Below are 26,970 nucleotides of genomic sequence, written 5' to 3' on the forward strand. Positions count from 1 at the left end.
TAATTGAGATGAAAATAATGAAAAAGACCGTGGCCGTGCTGGCTGTGACTGTTGCGGCCGGACTCGCCTTCGCCGGCATCGTCCATGCCCAGCAGAAGACGATGTCGATCGGTACCGGCGGAACCGGCGGCGTCTACTATCCGCTTGGCGGCGCCGTCGCCAACGTGCTGTCAAAGAGCCTTCCCAACGTGCAGGCCACCGCCGAGGTCACCGGCGGCTCGATCGACAATCTCAAGCTGATCGGCACCGGGCAGAGCGAGATGGGCTTCACCATGGCCGATGCCGCGCTCGACGCGCTGCAGGGCCAGGACAAGTTCAAGAGTGGCAAGCTGCCGCTGCAGGCGCTGCTCGTGGTCTATCCGAACCGCATGCACGTGGTGACCGTCGAAGGCACCGGCATCGAGACCATGGCCGACCTGAAAGGCAAGCGCGTCTCGACCGGTTCGCCGGGCGGCGCCACCGAAGTGATGGCGTTCCGCGTCATCGAGGCCGCCGGCCTCGACAAGGACAAGGACATGAAGCGCGAGCGACTAGGCGTCGCGGAATCCGTCAACGCCATCAAGGACCGCAAGATCGACGCGTTCTTCTGGGTCGGCGGCATTCCGACCGCGGCGGTGACCGATCTGGCTGCAACGCCGGGCATCAAGATGAAGCTGATCGATCACGGCGACCTCGCCGCGAAGATGAATGCCAAGTACGGCAAGCTCTACACGTCAAGCAAGATCAAGGCGGGCTCCTATCCCGGCTACGACAAGGACAATTCCATCGCCGAGGTCTGGAACCTGATCGTAACCGGCGACAAGATGACCAACGACGATGCCTACACGATCGTCAAGACTCTGGTGGAGAAGAAGGCCGACATCGTTGCCGTGCACAAGGAAGCCGAGAGCTTCTCGCTCGACAACCAGGTGCAGGATCGCTCGCCGATCCCGTTCCATCCCGGCGCGCTGAAGTACTTCAAGGAAAAAGGCATCGGCGGCTAACGCCGGCTGCCTGCAATCTTCTGATTGCATTTGACCTCTGATTGCATTTGACCGCGGTCCGCCAAGGGCCGCGGTCATTTCTTTGACCTTGCGCTTCTTGCGACATTCGCCGCTATCGGCCTGATCGGATTCTGCGCCATGATGCCGGAGCCCCGAGGCATGACGCCGACGGGGGTGGCGGTCGCGCCGATTAACAAATACGGTCCGCCGAAATTTTGGAGGGACCGACATGACTTCGAAGATTATCCATCCGCACCGCCTGAGCCGCCGCGCTGTGCTGACCGGCGCCGCTGCCCTTGGCGGTATGTCGCTGTTGCCGCGGCGGGCGGGCGCCGATCAATGGCCGACACGGCCGGTCAAACTGGTCGTGCCGTTCGCGGCCGGTGGCACCACCGACATCCTGGCGCGCGTGGTCGCGGCAAAAGTCTCCGAGGAATTCGGCCAGCAATTCATCGTCGAAAACAAGACCGGCGCCGGCGGCAACATCGCGGCTGAATTCGTCGCGAAGGCCGAGCCCGACGGTTACACCTTCGTGGTGGGAACGCCGGGCACGCACGCCATCAACCAGTTCGTGTTCAAGAACATGAACTACGACCAGGCCAGGGATATCGCGCCGGTCATCATCATCGCGCGGGTACCCAATCTTTGTTCGGTCACCAATTCGCTGCCGGTGAAATCGGTCGCGGAGCTGATCGCCTATGCCAAATCGAAACCGGGCGAGTTGTTCTACGGCACGCCGGGGCTCGGCAGCACCGCGCATGTCTCGACCGAATTGTTCAAGTCGATGACTGGCGTCGAGATGACTCACGTTCCCTACAAGGGCAGCGCACCGGCGCTGACCGACCTGATCGCCGGCCGCGTGCAGCTGACGATCGACAATCTGCCGGCCTCGCAGCCGTTCGCCGAATCCAACTCGATCCGTCCATTGGCGGTCTCCTCCGCCAAGCGCTGGCCGGGCCTGCCTGATCTGCCGACGATCGCGGAAGCCGGCGTACCCGGTTACGAGGCGGCATCCTGGTTCACCATCGGTGCGCCGGCCAAGACGTCGAAGGAGATCATCGACAGGCTCAACGCCAGCGTCGACAAATTCCTCAAGACAGAGGACGGCATCGCTCGGCTGCGCAAGCTCGGCGCCGAGCCGGCCGGCGGGTCGCCCGCGGACATGCAGGCTTACGTGCTGGCGGAAACCGAGAAGTGGGGCAAGGTGGCCAAGTTCGCCGGCATCAAGCCGGAGTGACGATCGCATTCCGCACGGCCCGCCTGCGATGAAGCGATTCTTCTGTTCGGCGCGAACATAAACTGTGGCCGCGCCGACAAGCGACCACAGGCGTTAACGCGCGTCCAGCAATGAAACAGCGCGCAATGCACGCGTCAGTTCATAGAACATGCCGACGACAGCAACGACCAACGGATGGATCTCCGTTGGGCTCCCGAGTTGTCATATTACAGCCAGATGACTTGCCGCTTTCGTTACAATTCTAATTTCATTGGCGGCTTTAACCTTACCCACGCATTCATCACCGTGTCCCTAAAACTCCATGATTAGCGCCGCCGCGCGGATGTACGACTAGCGTCGATATCTGAGCAGGGGGACGGAATGAATCTGATCAATGCAAACGCGCATGCGCGCGCCGGTGGCTTCGGACTACGAAGGATGATGCCCCGCGCCTGCGTGGCCGACGCCAAGAAACACCTGCGGCTGTTCCTCTCTGACGCGCTCGAGGAACTCGGCTTCATCACCAGCGCATGCGCTTGTGCAAGCGAGTTGGCGGGAGTGCTTGACGCACAACAGCCCGACCTCGTCGTGCTCGGCGTGTCCGTCAACGGGACCGAAGTCGGCGAAATTCTCGAAGTTCTGGTCCGGAAAAATTTCGGCGGCAAGGTGCTCATCATCGGCCCACCGGACTCGATTATGGTAAAGGCGGTTCGGCAAATTGCCGAGGAATACGACATCGCGATGCTACCATCGCTGCCGACGCCCTTCAGCGCCGGAACGTTGCGGGCCAGCGTCGCCTCGCTGCTGCCCACCGAACCGGCGCCGAGCCCGGCGGTGGACGTGGCCGAGGCGCTGAAGGCCGGGTGGCTCGAATTGTGGTATCAGCAAAAGATCAATGCCCGCACCCTGATTCCCTGCGGCGCTGAGGCGCTGGTGCGGATGCGACATCCCGCCTGGGGCGTCGTTCCACCGGCGTATTTCATTCCGGACGACAAGGATCCGCATTATCGCGCGCTGTCCGAGTTCGTGATCGGCCGCGCGATTGAGGATTGGCATTACCTTCTGGAGCAGCAAGGTCCGGTTGATCTCTCGATCAACCTGCCGGTTTCGTTTTTAAGGGGCCGCGAAACGGTGCGCGACCTGTGTCTCGGAATGCCCGACCATCCCGCGTTCGGCGGCTTGATCATCGAGATCGACAGCGCCGAGGTGACGGACAATCTGGATCTCGTGATCGACGTCGCCAGACAGGTGCGCCTGCATAATATCGCGATTGCCGTCGATAATGTCGGCCCGGAATGGCCGGCGCTCATGGGGCTCCGGAACTTTCCATTCGTCGAGCTGAAAGTCGATCATCAGTTTGTCACCGGCTGCGCGGATGACCGCTTGAAGCAGACCGTATGCCGCCACATCGTCGAGCTGGCGCAGGACCACGGCGCGCGCGCCATCGCCCAGGGCGTCGAAACCCGCACCGATTTTCTCGCTGCGCATGACATGGGTTTCGATCTGGTCCAGGGCTATCTGTTCAGCAAGCCGCTCGGGGTCAAGAAATTTGCCCGCTCGCCCCCCGTGCTGCCATCCCCCGTCGGGCAAAAGCCGTGAGGGGCGCTCGGTCGGGCTCAGCCGAACTTCGTCAAGAACTGGCTCACGGATGGACCAGCCGCGTGCGCGCGCGGCCATGTTCATCGAAATTCCCGTCCGCGAGCCACGCGGCGATGGCGGCGCGGCGCGCCGGCCATTCGGCGGCGATGATCGAGTGCCACGCCACGTCGCAGCGACGTCCCTTGCTGAAGGCCGAACCACGCCATGTACCTTCCGGCGTAAAACCGTAGCGCGCGGCCGCGTTCAGCGACGCCTGGTTTGCCGCGTTGCAGCGCCAGACCAGCCGCTGGTACTGCAATTCCTCCATCGCATATTGCATCAGGAGAAAGATCGCTTCGGTCGCGGCCCGGGTTCGCTGCAGCCGCGGCGAAAACCAGATCGCCCCGATTTCGATCGCGCCGTCGGCAGGATAGATATCGCACAGCGAGAGCCAGCCTTGAGCCACGCCGCTGCTTTTCGCCCGCACCGCCCAGAACGGCTGATCCGCCCGCGCAGCCAGTTCGGTGATCAACTCCAGCAAGTCGCACTGCTGCGCGAACGGCCCGTAGCGCAAATAGGCAAATGACGCATCGGCGCCCTGCGCGGCGTGCCAGAGCTCGTCCGCGTGTCCGACGGCAAGCGGTTCGAGGGACATCGCGCGTCCCTCAAACCGGATTCGATCAGGAAACGGCCAGGGCGGCGGCGGCGCGCCCGGCGCGGAGGGGGCGGCTGTCACGCCCGCCGCCCATCAATCGAACTTCATGTCGAGACATTTCGAGATGTCGGAGCCGAGGCCGGACGAGATGATGATGCAGCCGCGCACCTTGCGCGCATTGTTGTCGCTGGCCCACACCGCATAGCCGCCGGGCCCGAAGAACGAGTTGGTGTTCGGCGGTTCGGTTTCGGTGGCGTCGAACGAATAGTTCGAATCGGTCTCGAAGATGCGGGGCTTCTTGGCGCAGTTGCCGTCGGCCTGCACGTTGATGACTTCTTTGTTGTCGCGCGTCAGCGCCAGCGTGACCTGGCAGCGGAAATATTCCGAGGTCTTGATGTTGAAGACATACGCGTACGATCTGCAGGTTGCGGTGTTGAGCTTGCCGGGGCTCAGGCCGCGGCTGCAGGCAATCCGCTGGTTGTTGCTGAGCTTGAATTCGTCGGCCTGGACAGCGGAAGCCAGCGTCATGAAAGACAGCGCAACACCGAAACCAATCTTCATGACGAGGTTCATCCGAATCATCCCTATAACGTTTCTGGCAATAGCGGTTTGTAACCGGAAACCGGAACATAGTCGCGAAGTCGAAGGCGGGAAATCACAAAGTCGCAGATGAAGGCGTGATGCGGCGAAGGTACCATTGACGGAATAATGACGTTCGTGATTTGTTCAAACGAATGGGGCAGAAGCCAATTTTGGCCGCTGGGAGGGACAACGATGACAGGAATTTCAGCCAAGACCTTTTTGATCGCGGCCGCGCTCGGCGGGCTGACGTCGTCTGCATTCGCACAGGCCGCCGCGCCAACGCCCTGGGAGCTGACCTCCGGCACGGGCTATGCCTACGGCAAAGACGGCAAGACGGTTGCGTACAAGTTGGGCACCAACAACGCCGGCACGCTGCTGAAGGGCGCCAAGAAAGTGCCGAAGGGCACGCTGTTCTTCGTCGGCGAGAACGGCCAGCTTTACATGCGCACCGGCCCCTACCTCGAAGACGACGGCAAGTTCAAGTTCGGCGCGAATTGAGGGGTGCGCTTAACCACCGCTTGTCGTCCCGGCCTAGTGCGCAATTGCGCATCAGGCGCCGGGACCCATACGCCGCGGCGGTCATTGTAACGGATGGTCTCTAACGCCAGCGTCCACACAGAGGGGCCGCGGCGTATGGGTCCGGCTCAAGGCCGGGACGACGATGTTTCAGCAGAGTCGCCTAAAACGCCGCCGCCAGTTCCTTCGCACCTGGCTTGCCGCTGTTGACGTCCATCCGCTCGTCGGTGATCGCAAGCAGTTTTGCCACCGTGTTGTGGCGGATCGCGACCGGGTTGCGCTCGTAGCCACCGCGCTGGAAGAAATTCGAGGTCGGCACCTGCTCGCGCATCGCCTGGGGCATCGTCACCATGTCGAGTCCGGTGCTGTCACCGGTCAGGTTCATCATCTCGAGTTCAGCGGCGCTGAGCGGCTTGGTGTAACCCTTGGCGCGCGCGAACAGCACCGAGGTCAGCAGCTTGTGGGTCTGCAGCAGCGGGCCGACGTCGATGTCCAGCACCATGGCGTGGACCCCCCAGCCCTGCGGCGTGCTGGCGAGCTTCTCGTGCTCCGACCATTGCACCGGCACCGAGCGCGTGAACGCGACCATCCGCTTCAATACCGCCAGTTTGTGATCCATCGCCTTGCGCGCCGGTCCTGACAGGCCGGCGGCCTTCTCCGTCAACGCCTTGACGATGTCATGCCCCTGTTCGGCGAGCAGCGAGACGGTGTTGGTGGTGAGCAACTGGTTGTAGCCAACCGCCGTCGAGATCGCGCGCGAGCCCGGGCGCGAGGAACTCAATCCGGATTGCATGTCGTGATTGCCGTTGCCGCCGGTCTCGAACGAATAGACCCGAACGATCTGCTCGCGCGTCAGCCCGGAAGCCAATGCGACGCGGCCATAGGCGCGCTTGAACTCGACTTCGCTGGCGGGCCGCTGCGGCGTAAACTGGAAATGCGCCGCGGCGGCTTGCAGGAAATCGGCGACCACCGGAAGCGGCTTGCGCTCGCGCGGCTTGTCGTCGGGCTCCGGATCCACCGGCCGCTTCGGCCCGTCGTAAAGCGGCGGCTGCGTCAGCACATAATCATTGAGCGTGATGGCCTGGCGCTCGCGCCGCTTGGCATTGCGGCCACGCCGTTTTTCGGCAATCGCGCTCCAGTAGGGTTCGGCTTCCTGCTCGAACGCGGCGCGCGCGGCCTGATATTCCTTCAGCTTGCGGCGATATTCCGCGATCGCCTGTGGCGAGGCCGCCTGCGCCATCGCATCCGCCGCTGAGGCCGGCAGCGCGTCCATGGCCAAAGCCCGCGGCGCGCCCGCGGGAAGCGCGAGCGCGACAAGGCAGAAATAAAGGCGAATCAATTGCAGGCGCATCGCCTTGTTGTAGCAAGTGTCGGGCTCAAGTCAGCCCCGAAACGGCGCGGCGCGGTGCCGCTCACTCCTGCTCGACGCCGCTGGTCTTGATCAGTTGCGACCACTTCTTTTCATCCTTGTCGATGAAATCGGCGTAGTCCTCCGGCGTGCCGGGTGTGATTTCGGTGCCGTCATTGGCCAATTGCCTCTTGACCTCGTCGGAGCCAAGTGCGTCGCGCAGCACCTTGTTGAGCTTGTCGATGATGGGGCGCGGCGTGCCGGCAGGCGCCGCGAGGCCGTAATACAGCGACGCATCGAAGCCGGCAAGGCCCGCTTCCGCCATCGTCGGCACGTCCGGCAGCAGGCCGGAGCGGGTCGTGCTGGTCACCGCGAGGGCGCGCAGTTTGCCGGCCGAGACGTTGGAGTGCGAGGCCGGGATCGGCGCAAACGCCATCGGGATATGGCCACCCAACAGATCGGTCAGCGCCGGACCGGTTCCCTTGTAGGGAATATGCACCAGCGTGATCCCGGCGGTGCGGGCGAAATATTCGCCGGTGATGTGACTGACCGTGCCGGCGCCGGCCGAGCCGAAATTGACCTTGCCGGGATTGGCCTTTGCGTGCGCGATCAGTTCGGCAACGGTCTTGGCCGGAAACGACGGATGCACCACCAGCGAATTCGGCGCATTGCCGATCAGGCCGATCGGCGCGAAATCCTTGCGCGGATCGTAGCCGGCGCTCTTGTAGAGCGACGGCCCGATCGCGAGCGTGCCGGTATAACCCAGCACCAGCGTGTAGCCATCGGGATCGCTTTTGGCGACGGCCTTGGTGCCGATCGTGCCGCCGGCGCCGGGACGATTGTCGACCACGACCTTCTCGCCAAGCAGTTCGCTCATCTTGTCGGCGATGCCACGGCCGACGATCGAGGTCGAACCACCAGGCGCAAACGGAATCACCAGCGCGATCGCCCGGGTCGGATAGTTTTGAGCTTGCGCGCTGTTGAGGCTGGCGGCGAAGCCGACGGCGATGATGACGGCTAAAGCGTTACCGCGCATTCAGCACTCCCTTGGGATCATTGTTCTTGTTGGCCGTATGGTCGCTGAAACTGCCGACATCCGCAACCCGTGTTCCGGACAACCCTACCCATCGTCGTTGCGAGCCAACGTGTCGCAATGACGAACTTAAGGAGTCCTATTTCCAGGCGAACACCGGCTGCTCCAGCTCGGCCACGCGGGTGTTGCGGCCCGCCAGCACTTCACGGAATTGATAGATCAGTGCCGCCGTCGGCGCGTGGATGTGTTGGCCGGCGAGGCGAAAGCGGATCACGCGCCGCGCGCTTTCGGGAATCCTGGTGAAGCTGAACGCGTCTTGCTGCTCGATCTCATCAAGCGCGATGTGATGCACGGAAGCCACCTCCGCCGGGTTCGGCACCAGCGCGGCCTTCGTGCTCACCCACACTACGACCGGCGTGATCAGATAGCCGGACCTCGTCGGATAGTCGTCGAGCAGGCCCAGCACATCGCTCTCTCCGAGCTCCAGGCCGAGCTCTTCATGAAGCTCGCGCAACGCCGACTGGACTTGCGTCTCGCCGGGATCGCAGCGTCCGCCCGGCAGCGCCCATTGCGCCGAATGGGAGCGCAGGCCCTCGGCACGCCGCGTCAGGAGAAACGCCGTTTCGGCACCATTCTCGCTTTCGGTGAGCGCGATGACAACGGCGGCCCGCTTCAGCGCAGGCTCCGGCTCATCCGCGGTCGCCCGCGAAAAAGCTGCAACAAGCTCTGCGATATTTCGCCGGGTGGCATCATCAAATGAACGGGTCATGGCGCTTGACTACAATACTCCCGCGTTTGATGAAATGACGTTCAGGACATGACCGCCTGCAGGGAACGGAATGCATCAGATGACGACCAGGGCCGCCACGGAGAAGCTCAAATCCGATGGCTGGAAAATCGTCGAGACGACCGGATTCCTGCATCTGATAGGACCCCTGTGGCAGCGAACGCTCGACGGCGAGCTTGAATTCGCGCTGATCACCGAGGACAAGCATCACAACCGCCGCGGCCTGGTGCAGGGCGGCGTGCTGATGACGTTTGCCGACCGCACCTGCGGCATCACCGCGCGACACGTGTCGGGCAAGCCGACGCTGGCGACCGTGCAGCTCGACACGCATTTCGTTGAATCCGGCAGGATCGGCGAGGTGCTGATCTCGAAGCCACACGTGGTGCGCGCCACCCGCAGCCTGATTTTCATCACCACCGAAGTCACCGTCGACCAGCGCTGTATCGCGATGGCATCGGGCGTGTTTAAAATATTGAAGAATGAAAGTTAGACACCGTCATTCCGGGATGGTGCGTCAGCACCAGACCCGGAATCTCGAGATTCCGGGTTCGATGCTTCGCATCGCCCCGGAATGACGGCTCAAGTTAGAGGATCCGCCCGATGCAATATCGCCAACTCGGCCGCAGCGGCCTGAAGATTTCACCGATTTGCCTCGGCACCATGATGTTCGGCGGGCCGACCGACGAAGCGACGTCGTCGCGGATCGTGGCGAAGGCACGCGAGGCCGGGATCAATTTCATCGACAGCGCAGACGCCTATAATGGCGGCAAGTCCGAGCAAGTGGTCGGCCGCGCCATTGCCAACATCAGGCACAGTTGGGTGCTCGCGACAAAACTCGCCAACCAGATCGGTGACGATCCCAATTGCGGCGGGCTGTCGCGGCGCTGGGTGCTGCAGGCGGCGGAAGAGAGTTTGAAGCGGCTCGGCACCGACTATATCGATATCTACTATCTGCATAAGGAAGACCACGCGACGCCGCTGGAAGAGACCGTGCGCGCGATGGGCGACCTGATGCGGCAGGGCAAGATCCGCTATTTCGGCGTCTCGAATTACCGCGCCTGGCGCGTCGCCGAGATCTGCAACATCTGCGACCGCAACGGCATCGATCGTCCGATCGTGAGCCAGCCGTATTACAACGCCATGAACCGGATGCCGGAGGTCGAGCACTTCCCGGCCTGCGGCTATTACGGTCTCGGCATCGTGCCCTATAGCCCCTTGGCGCGCGGCGTGCTGACCGGCAAGTACCTGCCCGATGTGACGCCCGACAAGGACAGCCGCGCCGGCCGCAACGACAAGCGCATGATGCAGACCGAATGGCGGCCGGAATCGCTGCAGCTCGCGCAGCAAATCAAGGAGCACGCCGAAGGGCGCGGCATCACCGCCGGGCAGTTCGCGGTGTCATGGGTGCTGAACTCGTCATTCGTGTCCGCCGTGATCGCCGGTCCCCGCACCGAGCAGCAGTGGGACGACTACCTGAAGGCGCTCGATTATCGCTTCACGTCGGAGGACGAAGCGCTGATCGACCGGCTGGTCGTGAGTGGGCATCCATCCACACCGGGGTTCAACGATCCCGCCTATCCGGTCGAGGGACGGCGCGCGCGCACCGCGACTTAAACGAAAGTCGCATACGACATCGCGGGCTTGCGAAATTTAATTCAGCGCCTTCGGAATAAATCCGGAAGCAGTCATCGACGTTGTTCACCATTTGCCGCGTCGAAGCGTCGCATCTTCCCGAACATTCTTGCCAAACACCTGCGCAAGCCTTTGTCTCCCTTCCAATAATAAGGGGCGCATCCTCGGTTGGATCGCCGTCAAAACGGGGAGGAAACCATGACGACATCCAAAAAGGACACCACTTCCAGCCGCCGCCGCTTCCTGAAAGCGGCCGCCGCGGGCGCCGCAGCAACGGTCGCGGCACCCAGCATCGCCAGCGCGCAAGGCGCGACCAGCATGCGCTTCCAGAGCACCTGGCCGGCCAAGGACATTTTCCACGAGTATGCGCTCGACTACGCCAAGAAGGTCAACGACATGACCGGCGGCGACCTCAAGATCGAGGTGCTGCCGGCCGGCGCCGTGGTGCCCGCCTTCGGCCTGCTCGAGGCGGTCTCGAAGGGTACGCTCGACGGCGGCCACGGCGTGCTCGCCTATCATTACGGCAAGCAGAACGCGCTCGCGCTGTGGGGCTCCGGTCCCGGCTATGCGATGGACGCCAACATGCTGCTGGCCTGGCACAAGTACGGCGGCGGCAAGGAGCTTCTGGCCAAGCTGTACAACTCGATCGGCGCCAACGTCGTCTCGTTCCCGTATGGGCCGATGCCGACCCAGCCGCTCGGCTGGTTCAAGAAGCCGGTCACCAAGGCGGACGACCTGAAGGGCGTCAAGTTCCGGACCGTCGGCATTTCGATCGACGTGTTCAGCGGCATGGGTGCCGCGGTCAACGCCTTGCCCGGCGGTGAAATCGTCGCTGCGCTCGATCGCGGCCTGCTCGATGCCGCCGAATTCAACAACGCCACGTCGGACCGCGTCCTCGGCTTCCCCGACGTGTCCAAGATCTGCATGCTGCAGAGCTATCACCAGAATGCCGAGCAGTTCGAGATCATGTTCAACAAGGACAAGTACGACGCGCTGCCGGCGAAGATCCGCGCGATCCTCGACAACGCCGCCGAAGCGGCCGGGCAGGACATGGCCTGGAAGGCGATCGACCGGTATTCGAAAGACTACGCCGAGATGCAGACCAAGGATAACGTCAAGTTTTACAAGACCCCTGACTCGGTTCTGCAGGCGCAGCTCGATATTTACGATCAGGTCGTCGAGAAAAAGTCGGCGGAGAATCCGCTGTTCAAGGAGATCGTGGCGTCCCAGCTGGCCTTCGCCAAGCGCGCGACGCAGTGGGAGCAGGACACGGTGGTGAACCGCCGCATGGCGTATAACCACTACTTCGGACCCAACGCCAAGAAGCGGACCTAACGGCAATAGAATCGGCCAACAGACCCCGTCCGGGATGGCAATCCCGGGCGGGGTCTTGTATCGTCGGCTGGCCATCGCCTGCGCATTCACGACGTGAACGCGCTCCGACGCGGCGCCGGATCTCAGGTCGGCCATTACGCCCGACCCCGTCCGGATCATTCCTGTACCAGGCAGCCCGTACCAAGCAGTCCAGATTTCATGAACAGCGACCGTTTTCTGCATACCCTCGACGGTATCAGCACCTTTGCCGGCAAGGCGGCCGCCTGGCTGGTGATGGGCTTGATGCTTCTCGTCTGCGCCGAGGTTTTCAAGCGCTACATCCTGAACATGCCGACCGCATGGATCTTCGACGCGTCGAATATGCTGTACGGCGCGGCGTTCATGCTCGGCGGCGCCTATACGCTGGCGCAGAACGCCCATGTCCGCGGCGACTTTCTCTACTCCTCGATGCGGCCGCGCACCCAGGCCGGGCTCGATCTGGTGCTCTACATCGTGTTTTTCCTGCCCGGGATCGCGGCGCTGGCCTATGCCGGCTGGGACTACGCCGCGCTGTCATGGCGCATCAACGAACATTCCAACGTGACCGCGGACGGACCGCCGGTCTATCATTTCAAGGCGATGATCCCGCTGGCCGGCTTTTTGCTGCTGCTGCAGGGGTCCGCCGAAATCGCGCGCTGCGTCATCTGCCTCAAGACCGGTGTGTGGCCGAGCCGCCTCAAGGACGTCAGCGAAATCGACGTCGTCGAGGAGCAACTGGCGCTGAGCGAGCATGTCGACGACGAAACGCGCCGCAACGCGATCGAGCACGCGCAGAACATCGAGGAGAGCGCGCGCCAGCGCGGCTTGGGCGGAGCGTCACAGCCATGAGCGATCCGGCACTCGGGCTTTTGATGCTCGGACTCATCGTCGTCGTCATCATCATGGGTTTCCCCACGGCGTTCACGCTGATGGGGCTTGGCATGTTCTTCGGCTTCTTCGCCTATTACCGCGCCGGCGAATCCTGGGCCGATAACCACATCTTCGACCTGATGGTCCAGCGCACCTATGGCGCGATGACCAACGACGTCCTGATCTCCATCCCGCTGTTCGTCCTGATGGGCTATGTGATGGAACGCGGCGCGCTGGTGGACAAGATGTTCTACGCCATCCAGCTGGCGTTCCGGCGCGTGCCGGCGGCGCTCGCGGTCGCCTCGTTGATCGTCTGCACCTTCTGGGGCATTGCCTCTGGCCTGGTCGGCGCCGTCGTGGTGCTGATGGGCGTCATCGCCTTCAACCCGATGCTCAAGGCCGGCTATGACGTGAAACTCGCCTCCGGCGTCATCACCGCCGGCGGCACGCTCGGCATCCTGATCCCGCCCTCGGTCATGATCATCGTCTATGCGGCGGTCGCCGGGCAGTCGGTGGTCAAGCTGTATGCCGCGGCGATGTTTCCGAGTTTCTTCCTGGCGTTCCTCTACCTCGTCTACATCATCGGCTGGGCGCTGATTAACCCCAAAATCGCTCCCAAGCTGCCGGAGAGCGAAACCCGGGTGCCGGTGCGGCCGTGGGTGACGCAGATCCAGCAGCTCTACTCGCGAAAGATGCTGCCGGCATTGCTGGCCGCGACGGTGGCCCCGTCGCGGGCCCTTGCCATCACGGTGGATGGCGCGCGGCTCGGCTACGGCACGATCCTCAAGAGCCTGTCGTTCGTGCTGGTGCCGCTGGTCATGACGCTCGGCACCCTGTGGGGCATCTGGTGGTACGTCGTGATCCACCAGCAGCCGGATGCGCCCACCGCCATCGAGCGCAGCGAGGCGCCGACCCCGCTCGGACAGGGGGCGCCGAGCAGCGAGCCGGTCGAGGAAAAGCTTCAGGAACTGGGCAGCTCGGTCCAGCAGTCCGGCGCGGCCAAAAAGGGCGAGCCGGAGGTGCTGCAGCAGATGGGCAATCTGCAGAGCGAAACTGCCGCCCCGCCGTCGGCGTCCGGGCCGCCGGAAGGCTTCTACCTGTATTTCGGGTTCACCGCGGCCGTCCTGCTGCTGCTGCTGTTCTACTATTACGCGATCATGGAGGCCGAGCAGTTCGAGGTGCTGCGGCTGCTCATCACCTCGGTGATGCCGCTTGGCCTGCTGACCGTGGTCGTGCTCGCCGTGATCCTGTTCGGCATCACGACCGCCACGGAATCGGCGGCGGTGGGCGCCGCCGGCGCCTTCCTGCTGGCGTTCCATGCCCGCACGCTGAACTGGAAAAAAACCAAGGAGGCGGTGTTCCTCACCCTCAAGACCACGTCGATGGTGTGCTGGCTGTTCGTCGGCTCGGCGCTGTTCTCGGCGGTGTTCGCGATTCTCGGCGGCCAGGCGCTGCTGGAGAGCTGGGTGCTGTCGCTCAACCTGACAACGCTCCAGTTCATGATCCTGTCGCAGGCGATCATCTTCGTGCTGGGCTGGCCGCTGGAATGGACCGAGATCATCGTGATCTTCGTGCCGATCTTCCTGCCGATGCTCAAGCACTTCAGCGTCGATCCGATCCTGTGGGGTGTGCTGGTGTTCGTGAACCTGCAGGCCGCCTTCCTGTCGCCGCCGGTGGCGATGTCGGCGTTCTACCTGAAAGGCGTTGCACCCAAGCACGTCACGCTGAACCAGATCTTTTCCGGCATGATGCCTTACATGTTCATCGTGATCGTCTGCATGGTCTTCATGTATATGTGGCCGGGCATGACGCTGTGGCTGCCGAAATATCTCTACGGCGGTTAGCGAGACCCCACCCAGCCCTCTCCCGCAAGCGGGAGAGGGAGCGAAGTCCCTTCGCCGCTGCTACTCGACCTAATTTCATCGCGGTTCCAGTGGGAACAACGGCCTGAATGGGCCGTTGTCCCATCCGACTTGCGGTGAACGCAGCCGCAATCCAGTGGAGGATTCCGATGGAACCGATCCTGGGTTTTGAACCTGTCCTGTTTGTTGTTGTCGTGGTGGCGTTGTTTAGCGGCGGCCACTATTGGGGCCGGCGTCACGGTCACTGGTGACCATCATGATCGATTTTCCGAACCATAGCCGAGCGTATGACCACACCCGGCGCGCGGTGCGGTTCTGGGGCTACGACAGCGCGATCGAGGCCTCGTTCTATGTCCACGAGACGGCGCTGGCGCGCATCCAGCCGGGTACTCCGCTCGATGAATCGGGCTGCCTGAACGCCTTCGACGCCAACCGCGACAGGATCTGCGCCGCCGCCGCCCGGGTTTACGTGCGCGGCAGCCGCGGCTCCTACGATCTCGGCGCGGCGAACTTCTAAACGCAAGCTTCTAAAAGGAAGGCGCGCCTCAGTCCGCCGGGCACAGCCCCTCTTCGATCGCGGCCGATTGCAACTGGCCGGCGTCGGTGACGCCTGCGGCGGCGGTTGCGAGGATGCGCGACGCCATCTTGACCTTGATCGCCGGCGTGGCGGGCTTGCCCGACGCGCTGTCGACATGGGCCGAGGCCAATTCCAGCACCGATCTCATCATTGAAACCAGTTCCGGATTGAAGTTGTTCGGCGAAATCTTGGTCATGCGCACTCCCGTTGGCGCTCATGTAGCGCGGCAACGTGACTCCAATACGACCCTGGTGTGAAGGATCGCCATAGAGGTTAAGGACCCGGCTTCGCCCAAAAGGGCTACGCCGGGCGCGGCCCGGCTTGCTCTGATTCAATTTTCAAATAGCCCATCTATTGGTCGTCCCGGCCTTGCGCCGGGACCCATACGCCGCGGCGGTCGTTGTTGGCAGAAGGTCTCTGACGCCGGCGCTTTAACCGATGGGCCGCGGCGTATGGGTCCCGGCTCAAAAGGCCGGGACGACGGCGGTGTTTGCCGCGCGCGCCTTGCACCATTATGTAAACGCAGCTTCGCATTCTCGCGACGCATCGCGCCCGAGCTTTGCCAGAAATTTCCGTGCCCTCAAATGAGAGGGCGCAGGGAAGACCGGGTGCGCGCTGCACCCGCGGTCCCGTGTGCAATTGTGCAACAAGAACACGCACACGAGCATACAGGTCCAGCGGAGAGCATCCGGCCTTCCCTGCGCAATGGCTTTACGGCTTACTTCGTGCTCTCCCCGGTGAGACGGCCTCTATTGCCACCGTCGCCCCTCGGAAGCGTTAGCTCCCACGGGACTTGACGCCGTTACGGGCGTCAGGACCACACGACTTCACCGTACGCTTCAGCCGCGACCGTCAATCGCGACCTCAGCGTCCACCGCGACCCGCCCCTCGTTGTGACGATGGCCAACGCCCCTCTTGATAGGACGGGATGCGCAAATTCGTAGAGATGATTTGCCCGACGAGGAAAGCGGAATTTTGCCCGTCGGGTTAATTTGTCGCACTACTGTCTTCATGTCGTCATTGCGGGCCACCGGGTCGCGCGAATGCGCGCCCGATGACAGGCTCCGCGAAGCAATCCACGCCTCGGCCAGGCGCAATATGGATTGCTTCGCTTCGCTCGCAATGACGGGAAGGGAACAGCGCCGAAATTAAGCAGCCATTCCGCGGCCCATCTTTCGAAACATTAATTTCACCGCCAGCGTCCCGTAATGGCGGGGCTGGTAATCGTGCGGCCGACCAACAAAGCGCGAGGTTTCGCTGTGGGACGTGCGTTGGAATACAATTTTACAACGCTGCGAATTTCCCGAGCCTATGTCAGCTTGGTGTCCCGCCCCGAGGGTGAGGCGATTTCCCTGGCGTGGATCGGCGACTATGAAATTCGCATGCACGCTGCCTCAGTGGCTTGCGCCGCAAGGCAGCCCCTTTTTATCGTCGAGATCTTCGACCATGACGCGCAAATCTTTATCGACAGTCGCGCGTGCCACAGCGTTGCGGAAGGCGCCGTCGCGTTCGACGAATTCCTGCATCTGGCGGAGCCGGTAGCAGGTGGACCGCACGACAAGTAGATCGTCGGATGGGTAGAGCCAACGGGTCCGGCCTTTGGCCGGCCCGATGATAAACTCGGCGAAACCCATCGATGCTTGCACGGGGGAGAGATGATGGGTTTCGCTGCGCTCTACCCATCCTACAAGATTCACTTCACCATGGCGCCGTAGACGATGTCCTGGACTTGCTCGCGATAATATTTGCGCAATTCGCCTGGCGCCGCGGTTCCGACCACCACGACGAGACGCTCCTTCGGGTCGGCGAAAAACTGCGTGCCGTAGGCGCCGTTCCAGCTGAACTCGCCGGGATTGCCGGGGACCGCCGACAGGCCTTCATGGGTGCGCACCGCCACCGACAGGCCGAAGCTGAAACCGCCGCGATGCGGCTCGACGTTTGCCACGTTGTTCTTGATCCCGGGCCCGAGGTGATTGCTGGTCATGTGATGCACCGTCTTCGGGCCGAGCACGCGCTGGCCGTCGAGCTCGCCGCCATTAAGCAGCATCTGCCCGAAGCGGATGTAGTCGCCGACGGTCGCAAACGCGCAGGCGCCGCCGCAATCGGACTTGGTCGGCGTGTCCAGCAGTTTGATGGACTGCGGCTTGCCCGTGAGCGGGTCGTTGGGGAACGGACGGGCGAGACGCTCGCGCTGCGCCTCCGCGGGGCGGAACGTGGCGTCCTTCATGCCGAGCGGCTTCCAGACATTCGCCGCCAGATATTCGCCGAGCCGCTGCTCGCTGACTTTCTCGACCACCGCGCCCAGCACGTCGATCGAGAAGCCATATTCGAATGCCGTCGCCGGCTGATGCGCAAGCGGCAGCTTCGTGATGCGGTCGATGAAGGCCGGGGTATCGCCTTCGATGGCCGGCGCGGTGCCGTCGGGATAGAGGCGCGCGACCAGGCTCGAACTGTCCGGCCGGCCGCCATACATCAGGCCGGAGGTGTGGCGATAGAGGTCGTGAATGGTGATCGGCCGCGCCTGCGGCTCCATCTTGATCGTGCCATCGGCCTGCGGCACGCCCACCTTCATCTCGGCAAACGCCGGATAATATTGCGAGAGACTGGCCTGCAGCGGCAGACGGCCCTGCTCCATCAGCGTCAACCCTGCAACCGCCGCCATCGGCTTGGTCATGGACGCCAACGCGAAGATGGCATCGAGTGGCATCGGCGTGCCTTTTGTGGGATCGAGCTGGCCATAGGCCTTGTAGTGGACGAGCTTGCCGTCCCGCGCGATGGCGACCACGGCGCCGGGCACGCGTTTCGCCGACATCTCGCGCGCGAAGAAATCATCCAGCCGGGCGAGCCCGGCTTGCGAGAATCCCGCCTCGTCCGGCTTTGCTTCCGGCAATGGCGCGGCACTGGCCGCGTTAAGGGCGATCCCGGCAACCACGGCCGCGGCGATGAGCGTTTTCATGAAATCCTCCCGACGACGGATCCATCCCGGGCGATTGCGTCGCCATTTCGGTGTCCGCCGGTTATAAGTTTAAGGCGCGCCTCCCGGAGCGGCAAGGTGCACGGGTGAGCAGCGGGTATGCGCAGGCAATGTTGGCTGGCGATCGGGCGTGGAAACATTCATGATCAGGAACGGGCTCTATTCGCTATCTGCCAAATCCCGCGACGGCGTGGCCGACGACGTTGGCGGCATCCTGATCCTGCGCGACGGCCAGATCCACGGCGGCGACGCCTACGTCTACTACACCGGCAACTACGAATGCTCGGACGGAAGCTGGAAAGGCAAGATGACCAGCAACGAACACACCCCGACAGACCGTCCGATGGTGGCCCGCGTCCAGTACATCGGATTTTTCGGCACGTATAACGACGCCGGCGCCAAGGTCGATGCGATGGCGCTCGTTGGCGAGCAGGGCGTTCGGTATGATGCGGTGTTAAGGTTGCTGGTGGAGGGGTGAGTTTGAAATTCAGGAACAGCGTAACCGTAGAGCTTGTAGGGCGGATTGGAGCCGAAGACGTAATCCGCCGTTCTTTGCCAACGAAGAGCAAACATAGCCGCTCGCCGACGCGAATGACCCGAAGCCGACTTGCAACCATTTCGGATGGGCTGGCTATTCCCGGTTACAATTTTATGTAGACTGCCTCGAGCGATATTGAGGCGCAAGAGATGGCATTCTTCAAAGCACTTTTCCACCGACCTCTGACGTACAATGAGCTGCTGAAAGACGCCGACAACATTATTACATCGCCGCCGTTGCCCGCTGATTGGAAGCGCCTCGCAGCGGGTTTGGTGGGCAGGAACGGAATCAGCTTGCTCGATTATTGGCGGGATTTCTGCAAATCGCAGCTTAAGATGGTTGCAGATGAAGCAACGTGGCAAATGCAAAAGTCACGCCTCCTGAAGCTGATCATGATGGAGCGAGCATGGCGCGCCGCGTATGTCGCCTCGCAAGGTGCTAAGCACGTCGCAGCATGGTCTTCATGTGCAAAGATGCAGATTGGGCGAAGGACGCGAACGAGAAGAATTTGCACTTGCTGTTGACGCAGCGTTGGCTAATGGCAGTTCTCTCCGACAGTTGCCTGATTACTGTCGGGATGAAGTCCTATAGTCTGGACAAAACGAAAGATACCGAACTGGAACTGCACTACTTGTTGCACAAGGAGGTCAAATCCCTCGATGTTGGCATGATGGAAGCGATACTTGATGCGGTCGACGAGTACAGGGATGACGACGCGCACCTGATTGCGGCATTCAAAGACGATCATCTGGCCCCGCTGATCCGAGAGCAGTACACACTGCTCGCGCAGTTAGAGGATGATGTCGCGAATAGCACGGTCGATATAGCGTGGTTCAGTTCCCAGCTAAACGCGGTCAAGCAGAAGCAAGCCGAACTAGCGGCGCTTGTATCGTCCAATTGACAACAACCGAGCAGAGCTCGAGTAGGGCGGATTGGAGCCGAAGGCGTAATCCGCCGTCCCTGGCCAAACGAAGCACGTTCGATTAGCGTTGAACCGAAGGCGGCGGATTACGCCTGCGGCTTAAAGCCGCCCTACACGATCTATCACGCCACGGCCTGCCGCTCGCTCTCGGGGAGAACCTGCAGCAACAGTTCGCCGAATGGCACGGGCTTGCTGAAGAGGTATCCCTGGCCCAGGGCAATGCCGAGCGCGCGGATCTTTTCGACCTGTTCGGATGTCTCGACGCCTTCGGCGACGATCGAAAGGTTCAACGTCTTCGCAAGCTGAACGATCGATCCGAGGACGGCAACGGTCTCGGCGCGACCGATCCTGTCGATGAAGGACTTGTCGATCTTGACCTTGTTGAACGGAAAGGCGGTCAGATAGGACAGTGACGAATAGCCGACGCCGAAATCGTCGAGCGCGATGGAAACGCCGAGTCGCTTCAGGCGTTCGAGCGTCTTGAGATTTTCCTGGCTGTCGGCCAGAAAGACGCTCTCGGTGATCTCGAGCTCCAGCCGCGTCTCGGCAAGTCCGCTGTCGACCAGCGCGACCATGACGGAATCGACGAGACTGCCGCCGGCAAATTGCAGAGCAGACAGGTTGACGGCCACCTTGATGTCGTCCGGCAGCATCACGGCATGGCGACACGCCTTGGCGAGCACCAGATTGCCGAGCTCGCCGATCAGCCCTCCCCGTTCCGCCACCGGAATGAATTCGGCGGGAGGGATCAGGCCCTTGGTCTTGTGGCGCCAGCGCGCCAGCGCCTCGACCGATTTCGCGCGGCCGGTCGAGAGCTCGAATATGGGTTGATAGAACACCTCGATCTCTTCGCGCCAGATCGCCTCGCGAAGCTCGATTTCAAGGATGTCGCGCTGGTCGGCTTCGGCCTTGAGCTCCGGCGAGTAGAGATGGAAACAATTTCGACCGGCATTCTTCGACTTGTAGAGCGCAAGATCGGCATTGCGAAGAATTTCATCGGTGCGCGTGCCATGCTCGGGCACCACGGCGACACCGATGCTGCATCCGATCACGACCGGGTGGCCGTCTATTTCATAGGGCTCGGCAATGGCCTGGACCAGGCGCGCGGCGAGCGTTGCGGCGGCGTCCTGCAGCGCGGACGGCCCCGGCGTCACGATCAGCGCAAACTCGTCGCCGCCGATCCGGGCCGCCGTATCGACGGTTCGGGCCTGCGCCTTGATCCGGCCGGCGACCTGCTTGAGCAGCGCATCGCCGCAGTGGTGGCCGAGCGCGTCGTTGACGGACTTGAACTTGTCGAGATCCAGCAACAGCACGGCGAACGGCGTCTGGTGCAGAAAATACTTGTCCAGCGCTTCGTCAAGCGACCCCTTGAACAGGTTGCGATTGGCAAGGCCGGTCAGGCTGTCATAGTGCGCCAGCTTCTCGATCCGGTCCTCGGAAGCCTTGCGTTCGGTGATGTCTTCATGCGTCGCAACCCAGCCGCCGCTCTCGCGCCGTCCATAGGATATGTAGATGACGCGCCCGTCCGGAAACTGCACCGTGTTGGAGGTGTGTTCCGATTTGGCGAGCCGGTCCTTGAGGTCGACCAGATAGGCGTCGAGATCGCGCACGGCCTCCTGGTGCGCAAACACCTCGCGGAAATCCATGCCGACCCTGATGTTCTCAGGCGAAAGCCCATAGGCATCGAGCCATTGTCGATTGAACGCAATCAGGCGATCGTCGCCGTCGAACATGCTGAGCCCTTGCGGAAGGTTTCGCAGCGCGTCCTCGAATTTGCTCACGGAGTCGCGCAGTTCGCGCTGCGCCGCATCGAGCGCCTTCTGTCTTCGCCAGTGCAGCGCGGTCGCCGTCAGGATGATGAACGTGAGCAGAAGTGCTCCACCGAGATAGATTTTCTTCCTGGCTTCAGAGCGCGAATAGATCTCCTGCTCCGAAATGCCGGCGGTAAAGATCAGCGGAAAAACCCGCGATCTGCGCGCGGTGATCAACCTGTTGGTCCGGTTCGGGCGACCTTCGCTCCCGCTCCAATTCCAATATTGGCTATAGGAGCGGTCCCGTAACTCGCCTTCAGCGTGGCCGGGATTGCGCTGTCCCAGCACCGCGCCCTGGTCTATTCCCCGCGCGGCGAGCACGATGTAGTCGCTATTTCTGAGAACGAGGGTTCCGCCGACACCGAGCTTTGCGGTTTCGTAGAACCTGCCGACCACGTCCACACTGATCGAGCCGACGACGACGCCCGCCGGACCGTTCCCGTGGTCGAACAGCTTTCTTGCGATCTGGATGGTCCATTTGTTCGACGCCCGCCCGAACACCGGCTTTGCGACATAGATCCGATCTTCGGTCAGCTCCATCACCTTGATGAAGTGCTCCCGGTCCCCGAGATAGAGCGGCGGGCCGGAATAGCCGGTCGTCGTATCGAACAAATAGCCGTTCGGTCCGATCAGCGAGAACTGAACCACGTCGCCGCTCGCCATCTGCGCCTTGCCGGCCCAGAATTTCAGGCTGAAGGTGGCCGGATCCTGTGCGTAAAGCGCACGCACGACCCGCAATGACTGATCCACCCGTTCGAATATCCGCTCGGAATTTTCCTCAAACAGTTCAGCGACACTGTCTCCGTGCGCCCGCGCCTGTTGCAGCGCTTCCGCCCGTTCCGAAGACGTGATCGCGAAGTAGCCGATCCACACCAGCGGCAAGAAGAACAGCGCGATCTGCAGCGGGGCATTTCGCAGGATTGCCTTGGCAGCTTTGCGGACCAATCTGCGGGCGTGAATCACGGCACGCAATCCCGCGCGAGCCGGAAACCCACGGTTGCGCTCTCAGAGCATAGCAACGCCTTCAAATATGACATCGACTATCTTCGCCTGAACCGCCCGCGTTCCGCATGGCCGCGGGCCGGGCACCGCCGGGATCTTGCAATCCTCGAGCGTAGCGTCAGCAGCCTTAAGTTTTGGTGTTCGGGCAGGCTTAATGTTTTGTCAAAACTCCCGTAACATCACGGAGATAGCTGCGATCCGGCGCCCCGGCCTTGCCTGCGGCTGGAAGCCGGGGCCGCTGCGTCAGGTTCTCGGGTCATCAAACGGTGCCCAGGGGCGGGATCGAACCATGCGGCTTCGCCCAAGCGGGACAAGCCCCTGCTCGGCAACTCTTTCGGGATGCGGCGTTACTGAGGTTAATGGTGCCCAGGGGCGGGATCGAACCACCGACACTGCGATTTTCAGTCGCATGCTCTACCAACTGAGCTACCTGGGCACTGCGGGGCGAAAACGGCCCGGAGCGGGCGGTTTATAGTGGGGCGAGAGGGCCGTGTCCACCCGCCTTCGCCTTCGGCTACGGCGCGGCAGGCCCGCTTGGGAGTTATCCGCCAAATTGTTGGGGAATAAGCGGTATTTGGTGTCGGGGCATATGGTTCCTGGGCCAGTCGGCGGCGACGAACTCTGGGTGGGGGCTCTCTCCGCGATGCGACTCGTTGAGAGAGCCGCCCTACTCCTCGTCTTCTCCCTCATTCTCTTTGCCGGGGATGACGTAGCGCCCGGACAGCCAGCGGTTCAGGTCGACGTCGCGGCAGCGGGAGGAGCAGAAGGGTAAGGTTTTGGGGTTCTCGGCCGGCTTGCCGCATTCCGGGCACGGCTTGGATGAAGGCTTCGACGGCGCTTCATCTTTGGGCGGGTCAGCTGGCATTCAACCAGCCGAAGCGGATCGGAAAACCTTCGCCGCCGAGCAGCGTGACCGTCTCGTACAGCGGCAGGCCGACGATGTTGGTGTAGGAGCCGACCATCTTGACCACGAACGATCCGGCGATGCCCTGCACCGCATAGCCGCCGGCTTTGCCGCGCCATTCGCCGGAGCCGATATAGGCCTGGATGTCGTCCTCGTTGAGCCGCTTGAAGCGCACGCGGGTCTCGATCAGGCGTTGGCGAAAGGCTTCCTTCGGCGTCACCACGCAGATCGCCGTGTAGACACGATGGTTGCGGCCGGACAGCAGCCGCAGGCACTGCGAGGCTTCGTCGACCAGGTTCGCCTTCGGCAGGATGCGGCGGCCGACCGCGACCACGGTGTCGGCAGCGAGGATGAAGGAACCGCGCAGCTCATCATCGAGCTGCACGGATTTCAGCGCGGCATCCGCTTTGGCGCGCGCCAGCCGGTTGGCGCAGGCGCGCGGCAGCTCGCCCCGCTTCGGGGTCTCGTCGACGTCAGCGGGGCGCAACGCGTCGGGCTCGATGCCGGCCTGGTTGAGCAGGCTGAGCCGTCGCGGCGAACCGGAGGCAAGAACGAATTTGGGACGGCCAAGCATGCTGATTTTTGGGAGGCAGAGGAATCGAGGGGACGAATGCGCGCGGAACCTATCGGAAGGGCGTGGTTTTCACAACCGGGTGGCAAGTGGTTGTGGTGGCTTCACTATCTCCGTCGCCCCTGCGAACGCAGGGGCCCATAACAGCTACCGCCCTAAATCACACCCGCTGCGGCGTATGGGTCCCGGCTCAAGGCCGGGACGACACCGAGGGTGGTTCATCCGCTCGCCGCGCCCACCTTCGAAAACCGCCGGCGGATGCGCAGCGAGAGGCCGTCGCAGACGTCGCGATAGGCTTGCAGCTTCTGCTCGCGGCTGCCTTCGGTGTCGGTCGGGTCCGGCGTCGGCCAGTATTCGACGTCGGCGGCCAGCGTGTGCGTCAGCGCCAGCGCCTTGTGATGCGCCTCGGGCGACAGCGTGATGATGAGGTCGAAATTGAGCCCTTCCCAATCCTCGAGCTCCTCGAACGTCTGCGGCTTGTGGCCGGAAATATCCTGGCCGAGCTCGGCCATCACCGCGACCGCGAACGGATCGAGCTCGCCCTTCTTGACGCCGGCGGATTTCACATAGAGCGCCTGCGGAAACATCTGCTGCAGCAGGCTTTCGGCCATCGGCGAACGCACGCTGTTCAGGCCGCATGAGAACAATACGGCCTGCGGATTGCGCGCGCGGGGCGGCGCGTCCATGCGGTCAGTCTTCTCTGGACGTAAACGACAGCCGCATCATGCGTCCTGCCCCTTCCAGTGCAAGACACAGATCAGCGTGAACAGCCGCCGCGCGGTTTCGAAATCGACCCGTACCTTGCCCTTCAGCCGCTCCTGCAGCGTGCGCGATCCCTCGTCATGGATGCCGCGGCGGCCCATGTCGATGGCCTCGATCTTGTCGGTGGTCGCGGTGCGGATCGCCTGGTAATAGCTGTCGCAGATCATGAAATAATCCTTCACGATCCGCCGGAACGGCGTCAGCGACAGCAGATGCGCCACGACAGGCGTGCCGTCCTCGCGGCGGATGTCGAACATCAGCCGGTTGCCGGTGATGGCAAGGTGCAGGGTGAACGGGCCGCCCTCCGCCCCGTCAGGCGCGAACAGGTTCTGCTCGATCAGGTCGTAGATCGCGATCGCGCGCTCGTGCTCGATGTCAGGCCCGGAACGCCCGATCGATTCCTCGTCCAGCGTCACCGCGACAATGCGATTCTGCGGATCTTCCTCTGCGGGCGGCTTGGTCATGACAGGTTGAGACGCAATCCGATCGAGCGTGAATGGGCATCGAGACCTTCGGCCTTGCCCAGGGTCATCGCGGCGGGTCCCAGCGCGCGCAGCTGGTCCGGCCCGCATTTGAGAATCGAGGTGCGCTTCATGAAGTCTAGCACGCCGAGACCCGACGAGAACCGCGCCGAGCGCGCGGTCGGCAGCACGTGGTTGGAGCCGCCGACATAGTCGCCGATCGCCTCGGGCGTATGTGAGCCCAAAAAGATCGCGCCGGCGTTGCGGACTTTTGCCGACAGCGCTTCGGAATCCGCGGTCATGATCTCGAGATGCTCGGCGGCGATGGCGTTCGCCAGCTCCACGGCTTCGTCGAGCTTTTTCACCATGATGATGGCGCCGAAATCCTGCCACGAGGCGCGGGCGATTTCCGCGCGCGGCAGGGTGACGAGCTGTGCTTCCACCGCCTGCTCGACTTCGGCGGCGAGACGTTCGCTGTCGGTGATCAGGATCGACTGCGCGCTGGCATCGTGTTCGGCCTGCGCCAAAAGATCAGCCGCGATCCAGCCGGCATTGCCGGTGTCGTCGGCGATGACGAGCACTTCGGAGGGGCCGGCGATCATGTCGATGCCGACCTTGCCGAACACCTGCCGCTTGGCGGCGGCGACATAGGCGTTGCCGGGGCCGACGATCTTTGCCACCGGCGCGATCGTGGCGGTGCCGTAGGCGAGCGCGGCCACCGCCTGCGCGCCGCCGACGCGGTAGATTTCCGAGACGCCGCCGAGCTCGGCTGCCGCCAGCACCAGCGGGTTGAGCTTGCCGTCCGGCGACGGCACCACCATCACCACGCGCGGCACCCCGGCCACCGCGGCCGGCACCGCATTCATCAGCACCGAGGACGGATACGCCGCCGTGCCGCCGGGCACATAGAGGCCGACCGCGTCGATCGCGCTCCAGCGCCAGCCGAGCTCGACGCCGAGCGCATCGGTGAAGCGCTCGTCCCTGGGCAGTTGGCGGCGATGGAACATCTCGATCCGGTCGCGCGCGAATTTCAGCGCATCCAGCGTGGCGCTGTCGCAGGCTTTGGTCGCGGCCGCGATCTCATCAGCGGTAACGCGCAGGCCGGAGGCTGCGATGTCCAGCCGGTCGAATTTGCGGGTCGCCTCGAGCAGGGCGGCGTCGCCGCGCGCGGCCACGTCATCGACGATGGCGCGGGTCGCCCGCTCGACATCGGCGGATGCTTCGCGCTTGGCGCCGAGAAAGGCGCCAAAGCGCTGGTCGAAATCGGCGCTGCTTCTGTCCAGGCGAATGGGCATGGTGGCTTTCTGTGGAGGCTTGCGGGCCTATGCTCAATGGCGCGGCGGCCCCATGGTCGTCAACCCTTTGAGTCCGCCATGGCCGGATGGTTCAAAGGGGGCAAGCCCAAAACCCCGTCGTCCCGGCGAAGGCTCAGATGCGCAATTGCGCATCGGGGGACCCATAGCCACCATCGCTTGTTATTGAAAAGGCTGGAGCCACAGCCCGGTGCAGCAGCAACCAGCTGTGGTTATGGGTCCCGGCCTTCGCCGGGACGACGATGAGGGGCTTTTCAGGCCTCCTGCCCGGACGGCGCGATGCCGATATCGCTGGTGCCGAGGTCGTCGGCGCCGAGGTCGGTCAGCTCGCATTCCAGGCATTCGACGTCCAGCCGCAGCGCTCCGCCATGGCTGAACAGCAGCAAGGCGCTGCCGCCGGGGGCCTCGCCGGGGTGGAATTCGATCCCGACCAGTTCCAGCACGGCGTCCGGCGTGTCCAGATCGATATTGCGCGACTTGCAGGCCAGCACCCGGTCGAAGCGCAATGCTGCGATCGTCCGCCGCGGGGTGGTGCCGCCGGACAGCGTCTGCTCCCAGTCGAGCCTGTTCATGCCGACCACCAGGCGTTTTTCATCCTGCCGCCAGACGATGTCGGAGGCCTGCACCCGGGCATCCTGGACATGCGCCGAGATCACCGAAAGATCATCGGAATCGAGCGCGATCAGTTTGAGCTGTTCAGGCAAACCCATGCGCCAACTT

Annotated in this window: 27 protein-coding genes and 1 tRNA gene; 12 read left to right on the plus strand and 16 right to left on the minus strand. The window is 62.9% G+C overall.

Features of this window, described 5'->3' with window-relative positions; all coding sequences use genetic code 11:
• The first annotated feature begins 8 nt into the window (after positions 1 to 8).
• The 3 genes from JQ574_RS03005 (at position 9) to JQ574_RS03015 (ending at position 3,798) form a co-directional block, all read left to right on the plus strand.
• Positions 9 to 983 carry a TAXI family TRAP transporter solute-binding subunit gene (locus JQ574_RS03005; protein WP_212209863.1) on the plus strand — a complete coding sequence of 325 codons (975 nt, stop codon included), beginning with the start codon at positions 9 to 11 and terminating at the stop codon, positions 981 to 983.
• Positions 984 to 1,212: 229 nt separating this feature from the next.
• Complete coding sequence (locus JQ574_RS03010; protein ID WP_212209864.1) at positions 1,213 to 2,220, plus strand: tripartite tricarboxylate transporter substrate binding protein; 1,008 nt, start codon at positions 1,213 to 1,215, stop codon at positions 2,218 to 2,220.
• A gap of 360 nt (positions 2,221 to 2,580) precedes the next feature.
• On the plus strand, positions 2,581 to 3,798 hold the full coding sequence (locus JQ574_RS03015; protein WP_212276069.1) for an EAL domain-containing protein: 1,218 nt from the start codon (positions 2,581 to 2,583) through the stop codon (positions 3,796 to 3,798).
• Positions 3,799 to 3,841: 43 nt separating this feature from the next.
• Here JQ574_RS03015 and JQ574_RS03020 read toward each other — a convergent pair whose 3' ends face one another.
• Both JQ574_RS03020 and JQ574_RS03025 read right to left on the minus strand, forming a co-directional pair.
• Positions 3,842 to 4,432 (minus strand): GNAT family N-acetyltransferase, encoded by a 591-nt coding sequence (locus tag JQ574_RS03020; protein WP_212209866.1) that lies wholly within the window; start codon positions 4,430 to 4,432, stop codon positions 3,842 to 3,844.
• A 93-nt stretch (positions 4,433 to 4,525) separates the two neighbouring features.
• Complete coding sequence (locus JQ574_RS03025; protein ID WP_212209867.1) at positions 4,526 to 5,005, minus strand: hypothetical protein; 480 nt, start codon at positions 5,003 to 5,005, stop codon at positions 4,526 to 4,528.
• A gap of 201 nt (positions 5,006 to 5,206) precedes the next feature.
• Between JQ574_RS03025 and JQ574_RS03030 the strand changes: the two genes are divergently transcribed.
• Positions 5,207 to 5,512 carry a hypothetical protein gene (locus JQ574_RS03030; RefSeq protein ID WP_212209868.1) on the plus strand — a complete coding sequence of 102 codons (306 nt, stop codon included), beginning with the start codon at positions 5,207 to 5,209 and terminating at the stop codon, positions 5,510 to 5,512.
• A gap of 181 nt (positions 5,513 to 5,693) precedes the next feature.
• Here the strand turns inward: JQ574_RS03030 and JQ574_RS03035 are convergent, their stop codons facing one another.
• The 3 genes from JQ574_RS03035 to JQ574_RS03045 all read right to left on the minus strand — a co-directional run bounded on the left by JQ574_RS03035 (position 5,694) and on the right by JQ574_RS03045 (position 8,680).
• A complete protein-coding gene (locus JQ574_RS03035) occupies positions 5,694 to 6,881 on the minus strand; it encodes a hypothetical protein (protein ID WP_212383269.1) in 1,188 nt (395 codons plus the stop codon).
• A 61-nt stretch (positions 6,882 to 6,942) separates the two neighbouring features.
• Positions 6,943 to 7,914, minus strand: coding sequence for a tripartite tricarboxylate transporter substrate binding protein (locus JQ574_RS03040; RefSeq protein ID WP_212209870.1), 972 nt, complete (start codon positions 7,912 to 7,914; stop codon positions 6,943 to 6,945).
• A gap of 136 nt (positions 7,915 to 8,050) precedes the next feature.
• Entirely contained in the window at positions 8,051 to 8,680 is a 630-nt protein-coding gene (locus tag JQ574_RS03045; RefSeq protein ID WP_212209871.1) for a CoA pyrophosphatase, read from the minus strand.
• A gap of 79 nt (positions 8,681 to 8,759) precedes the next feature.
• On the opposite strand from JQ574_RS03045, the gene JQ574_RS03050 reads away from it, so the two are divergent.
• The 6 genes from JQ574_RS03050 (at position 8,760) to JQ574_RS03075 (ending at position 14,932) form a co-directional block, all read left to right on the plus strand.
• A complete protein-coding gene (locus JQ574_RS03050; protein ID WP_212209872.1) occupies positions 8,760 to 9,188 on the plus strand; it encodes a PaaI family thioesterase in 429 nt (142 codons plus the stop codon).
• A gap of 110 nt (positions 9,189 to 9,298) precedes the next feature.
• The gene (locus JQ574_RS03055; protein WP_212209873.1) at positions 9,299 to 10,312 is read left to right on the plus strand and encodes an aldo/keto reductase; all 1,014 of its coding nucleotides are present in this window, start codon (positions 9,299 to 9,301) and stop codon (positions 10,310 to 10,312) included.
• Between the two features lie 216 nt (positions 10,313 to 10,528).
• Positions 10,529 to 11,665, plus strand: coding sequence for a TRAP transporter substrate-binding protein (locus JQ574_RS03060; protein ID WP_212209874.1), 1,137 nt, complete (start codon positions 10,529 to 10,531; stop codon positions 11,663 to 11,665).
• Between the two features lie 198 nt (positions 11,666 to 11,863).
• A complete protein-coding gene (locus JQ574_RS03065) occupies positions 11,864 to 12,532 on the plus strand; it encodes a TRAP transporter small permease subunit (RefSeq protein WP_212209875.1) in 669 nt (222 codons plus the stop codon).
• The gene (locus JQ574_RS03070; RefSeq protein WP_212209876.1) at positions 12,529 to 14,397 is read left to right on the plus strand and encodes a TRAP transporter large permease subunit; all 1,869 of its coding nucleotides are present in this window, start codon (positions 12,529 to 12,531) and stop codon (positions 14,395 to 14,397) included. The genes JQ574_RS03065 and JQ574_RS03070 overlap by 4 nt, the downstream gene beginning before the upstream one ends.
• 274 nt (positions 14,398 to 14,671) lie before the next feature.
• Positions 14,672 to 14,932: a DUF1488 domain-containing protein gene (locus JQ574_RS03075; protein ID WP_212209877.1), complete on the plus strand. Its 261-nt coding sequence runs from the start codon at positions 14,672 to 14,674 to the stop codon at positions 14,930 to 14,932.
• A 28-nt stretch (positions 14,933 to 14,960) separates the two neighbouring features.
• Here the strand turns inward: JQ574_RS03075 and JQ574_RS03080 are convergent, their stop codons facing one another.
• The 3 genes from JQ574_RS03080 to JQ574_RS03090 form a co-directional block, all read right to left on the minus strand.
• Positions 14,961 to 15,188, minus strand: coding sequence for a hypothetical protein (locus JQ574_RS03080; protein WP_212036264.1), 228 nt, complete (start codon positions 15,186 to 15,188; stop codon positions 14,961 to 14,963).
• A gap of 1,198 nt (positions 15,189 to 16,386) precedes the next feature.
• Positions 16,387 to 16,626, minus strand: coding sequence for a hypothetical protein (locus JQ574_RS03085; protein WP_212383271.1), 240 nt, complete (start codon positions 16,624 to 16,626; stop codon positions 16,387 to 16,389).
• Positions 16,627 to 16,685: 59 nt separating this feature from the next.
• On the minus strand, positions 16,686 to 17,948 hold the full coding sequence (locus JQ574_RS03090) for a serine hydrolase (RefSeq protein WP_212209879.1): 1,263 nt from the start codon (positions 17,946 to 17,948) through the stop codon (positions 16,686 to 16,688).
• Positions 17,949 to 18,108: 160 nt separating this feature from the next.
• Here JQ574_RS03090 and JQ574_RS03095 point away from each other — a divergent pair, with 160 nt between their 5' ends.
• Together JQ574_RS03095 and JQ574_RS03100 are read left to right on the plus strand one after the other, a co-directional pair.
• The gene (locus JQ574_RS03095) at positions 18,109 to 18,444 is read left to right on the plus strand and encodes a GrlR family regulatory protein (protein ID WP_212209880.1); all 336 of its coding nucleotides are present in this window, start codon (positions 18,109 to 18,111) and stop codon (positions 18,442 to 18,444) included.
• A 523-nt stretch (positions 18,445 to 18,967) separates the two neighbouring features.
• Positions 18,968 to 19,405 carry a hypothetical protein gene (locus JQ574_RS03100; RefSeq protein WP_212209881.1) on the plus strand — a complete coding sequence of 146 codons (438 nt, stop codon included), beginning with the start codon at positions 18,968 to 18,970 and terminating at the stop codon, positions 19,403 to 19,405.
• 143 nt (positions 19,406 to 19,548) lie between these two features.
• Here JQ574_RS03100 and JQ574_RS34830 read toward each other — a convergent pair whose 3' ends face one another.
• The 8 genes from JQ574_RS34830 to JQ574_RS03140 form a co-directional block, all read right to left on the minus strand.
• A complete protein-coding gene (locus tag JQ574_RS34830; RefSeq protein WP_212383274.1) occupies positions 19,549 to 22,200 on the minus strand; it encodes an EAL domain-containing protein in 2,652 nt (883 codons plus the stop codon).
• A gap of 399 nt (positions 22,201 to 22,599) precedes the next feature.
• A tRNA-Phe gene (locus JQ574_RS03110) sits at positions 22,600 to 22,675 on the minus strand.
• A 231-nt stretch (positions 22,676 to 22,906) separates the two neighbouring features.
• On the minus strand, positions 22,907 to 23,104 hold the full coding sequence (gene yacG, locus JQ574_RS03115; RefSeq protein WP_212209883.1) for a DNA gyrase inhibitor YacG: 198 nt from the start codon (positions 23,102 to 23,104) through the stop codon (positions 22,907 to 22,909).
• Positions 23,094 to 23,717, minus strand: a complete 624-nt coding sequence (locus JQ574_RS03120) for a Maf-like protein (protein ID WP_212038174.1) — start codon at positions 23,715 to 23,717, stop codon at positions 23,094 to 23,096. Before JQ574_RS03120 ends, yacG begins: the two co-directional genes overlap by 11 nt.
• Positions 23,718 to 23,932: 215 nt before the next feature.
• Positions 23,933 to 24,400: a low molecular weight phosphatase family protein gene (locus JQ574_RS03125; protein ID WP_211997833.1), complete on the minus strand. Its 468-nt coding sequence runs from the start codon at positions 24,398 to 24,400 to the stop codon at positions 23,933 to 23,935.
• Between the two features lie 36 nt (positions 24,401 to 24,436).
• A complete protein-coding gene (locus tag JQ574_RS03130) occupies positions 24,437 to 24,940 on the minus strand; it encodes a UPF0262 family protein (protein WP_212209884.1) in 504 nt (167 codons plus the stop codon).
• Positions 24,937 to 26,232, minus strand: a complete 1,296-nt coding sequence (gene hisD / locus JQ574_RS03135) for a histidinol dehydrogenase (protein ID WP_212209885.1) — start codon at positions 26,230 to 26,232, stop codon at positions 24,937 to 24,939. Before hisD ends, JQ574_RS03130 begins: the two co-directional genes overlap by 4 nt.
• 272 nt (positions 26,233 to 26,504) lie before the next feature.
• Positions 26,505 to 26,954, minus strand: coding sequence for a DUF2948 family protein (locus tag JQ574_RS03140; RefSeq protein WP_212209903.1), 450 nt, complete (start codon positions 26,952 to 26,954; stop codon positions 26,505 to 26,507).
• Between the last annotated feature and the right edge of the window lie 16 nt (positions 26,955 to 26,970).

The sequence above is a fragment of the Bradyrhizobium sp. AUGA SZCCT0158 genome, assembly GCF_018130065.1.
In the GTDB taxonomy this organism is placed as follows: Bacteria; Pseudomonadota; Alphaproteobacteria; order Rhizobiales; family Xanthobacteraceae; genus Bradyrhizobium.

Excerpts from the sequence above, each read along its gene's own strand:
- JQ574_RS03130 (WP_212209884.1), bottom strand. The coding sequence starts at position 24,940 with ATGACCAAGCCGCCCGCAGAGGAAGATCCGCAGAATCGCATTGTCGCG.
- JQ574_RS03030 (WP_212209868.1), top strand. The coding sequence starts at position 5,207 with ATGACAGGAATTTCAGCCAAGACCTTTTTGATCGCGGCCGCGCTCGGC.
- JQ574_RS03020 (WP_212209866.1), bottom strand. The coding sequence starts at position 4,432 with ATGTCCCTCGAACCGCTTGCCGTCGGACACGCGGACGAGCTCTGGCAC.
- JQ574_RS03100 (WP_212209881.1), top strand. The coding sequence starts at position 18,968 with ATGTGCAAAGATGCAGATTGGGCGAAGGACGCGAACGAGAAGAATTTG.
- JQ574_RS03045 (WP_212209871.1), bottom strand. The coding sequence starts at position 8,680 with ATGACCCGTTCATTTGATGATGCCACCCGGCGAAATATCGCAGAGCTT.
- JQ574_RS03085 (WP_212383271.1), bottom strand. The coding sequence starts at position 16,626 with ATGGGTTTCGCCGAGTTTATCATCGGGCCGGCCAAAGGCCGGACCCGT.
- JQ574_RS03080 (WP_212036264.1), bottom strand. The coding sequence starts at position 15,188 with ATGACCAAGATTTCGCCGAACAACTTCAATCCGGAACTGGTTTCAATG.
- JQ574_RS03090 (WP_212209879.1), bottom strand. The coding sequence starts at position 17,948 with ATGAAAACGCTCATCGCCGCGGCCGTGGTTGCCGGGATCGCCCTTAAC.
- JQ574_RS03075 (WP_212209877.1), top strand. The coding sequence starts at position 14,672 with ATGATCGATTTTCCGAACCATAGCCGAGCGTATGACCACACCCGGCGC.
- JQ574_RS03005 (WP_212209863.1), top strand. The coding sequence starts at position 9 with ATGAAAATAATGAAAAAGACCGTGGCCGTGCTGGCTGTGACTGTTGCG.
- JQ574_RS03015 (WP_212276069.1), top strand. The coding sequence starts at position 2,581 with ATGAATCTGATCAATGCAAACGCGCATGCGCGCGCCGGTGGCTTCGGA.
- JQ574_RS03035 (WP_212383269.1), bottom strand. The coding sequence starts at position 6,881 with ATGCGCCTGCAATTGATTCGCCTTTATTTCTGCCTTGTCGCGCTCGCG.
- JQ574_RS03025 (WP_212209867.1), bottom strand. The coding sequence starts at position 5,005 with ATGAACCTCGTCATGAAGATTGGTTTCGGTGTTGCGCTGTCTTTCATG.
- JQ574_RS03050 (WP_212209872.1), top strand. The coding sequence starts at position 8,760 with ATGACGACCAGGGCCGCCACGGAGAAGCTCAAATCCGATGGCTGGAAA.
- yacG (WP_212209883.1), bottom strand. The coding sequence starts at position 23,104 with ATGCCAGCTGACCCGCCCAAAGATGAAGCGCCGTCGAAGCCTTCATCC.
- JQ574_RS03070 (WP_212209876.1), top strand. The coding sequence starts at position 12,529 with ATGAGCGATCCGGCACTCGGGCTTTTGATGCTCGGACTCATCGTCGTC.
- JQ574_RS03095 (WP_212209880.1), top strand. The coding sequence starts at position 18,109 with ATGATCAGGAACGGGCTCTATTCGCTATCTGCCAAATCCCGCGACGGC.
- JQ574_RS03120 (WP_212038174.1), bottom strand. The coding sequence starts at position 23,717 with ATGCTTGGCCGTCCCAAATTCGTTCTTGCCTCCGGTTCGCCGCGACGG.
- JQ574_RS03010 (WP_212209864.1), top strand. The coding sequence starts at position 1,213 with ATGACTTCGAAGATTATCCATCCGCACCGCCTGAGCCGCCGCGCTGTG.
- JQ574_RS03065 (WP_212209875.1), top strand. The coding sequence starts at position 11,864 with ATGAACAGCGACCGTTTTCTGCATACCCTCGACGGTATCAGCACCTTT.
- JQ574_RS03055 (WP_212209873.1), top strand. The coding sequence starts at position 9,299 with ATGCAATATCGCCAACTCGGCCGCAGCGGCCTGAAGATTTCACCGATT.
- JQ574_RS03125 (WP_211997833.1), bottom strand. The coding sequence starts at position 24,400 with ATGGACGCGCCGCCCCGCGCGCGCAATCCGCAGGCCGTATTGTTCTCA.
- JQ574_RS03060 (WP_212209874.1), top strand. The coding sequence starts at position 10,529 with ATGACGACATCCAAAAAGGACACCACTTCCAGCCGCCGCCGCTTCCTG.
- JQ574_RS03040 (WP_212209870.1), bottom strand. The coding sequence starts at position 7,914 with ATGCGCGGTAACGCTTTAGCCGTCATCATCGCCGTCGGCTTCGCCGCC.
- hisD (WP_212209885.1), bottom strand. The coding sequence starts at position 26,232 with ATGCCCATTCGCCTGGACAGAAGCAGCGCCGATTTCGACCAGCGCTTT.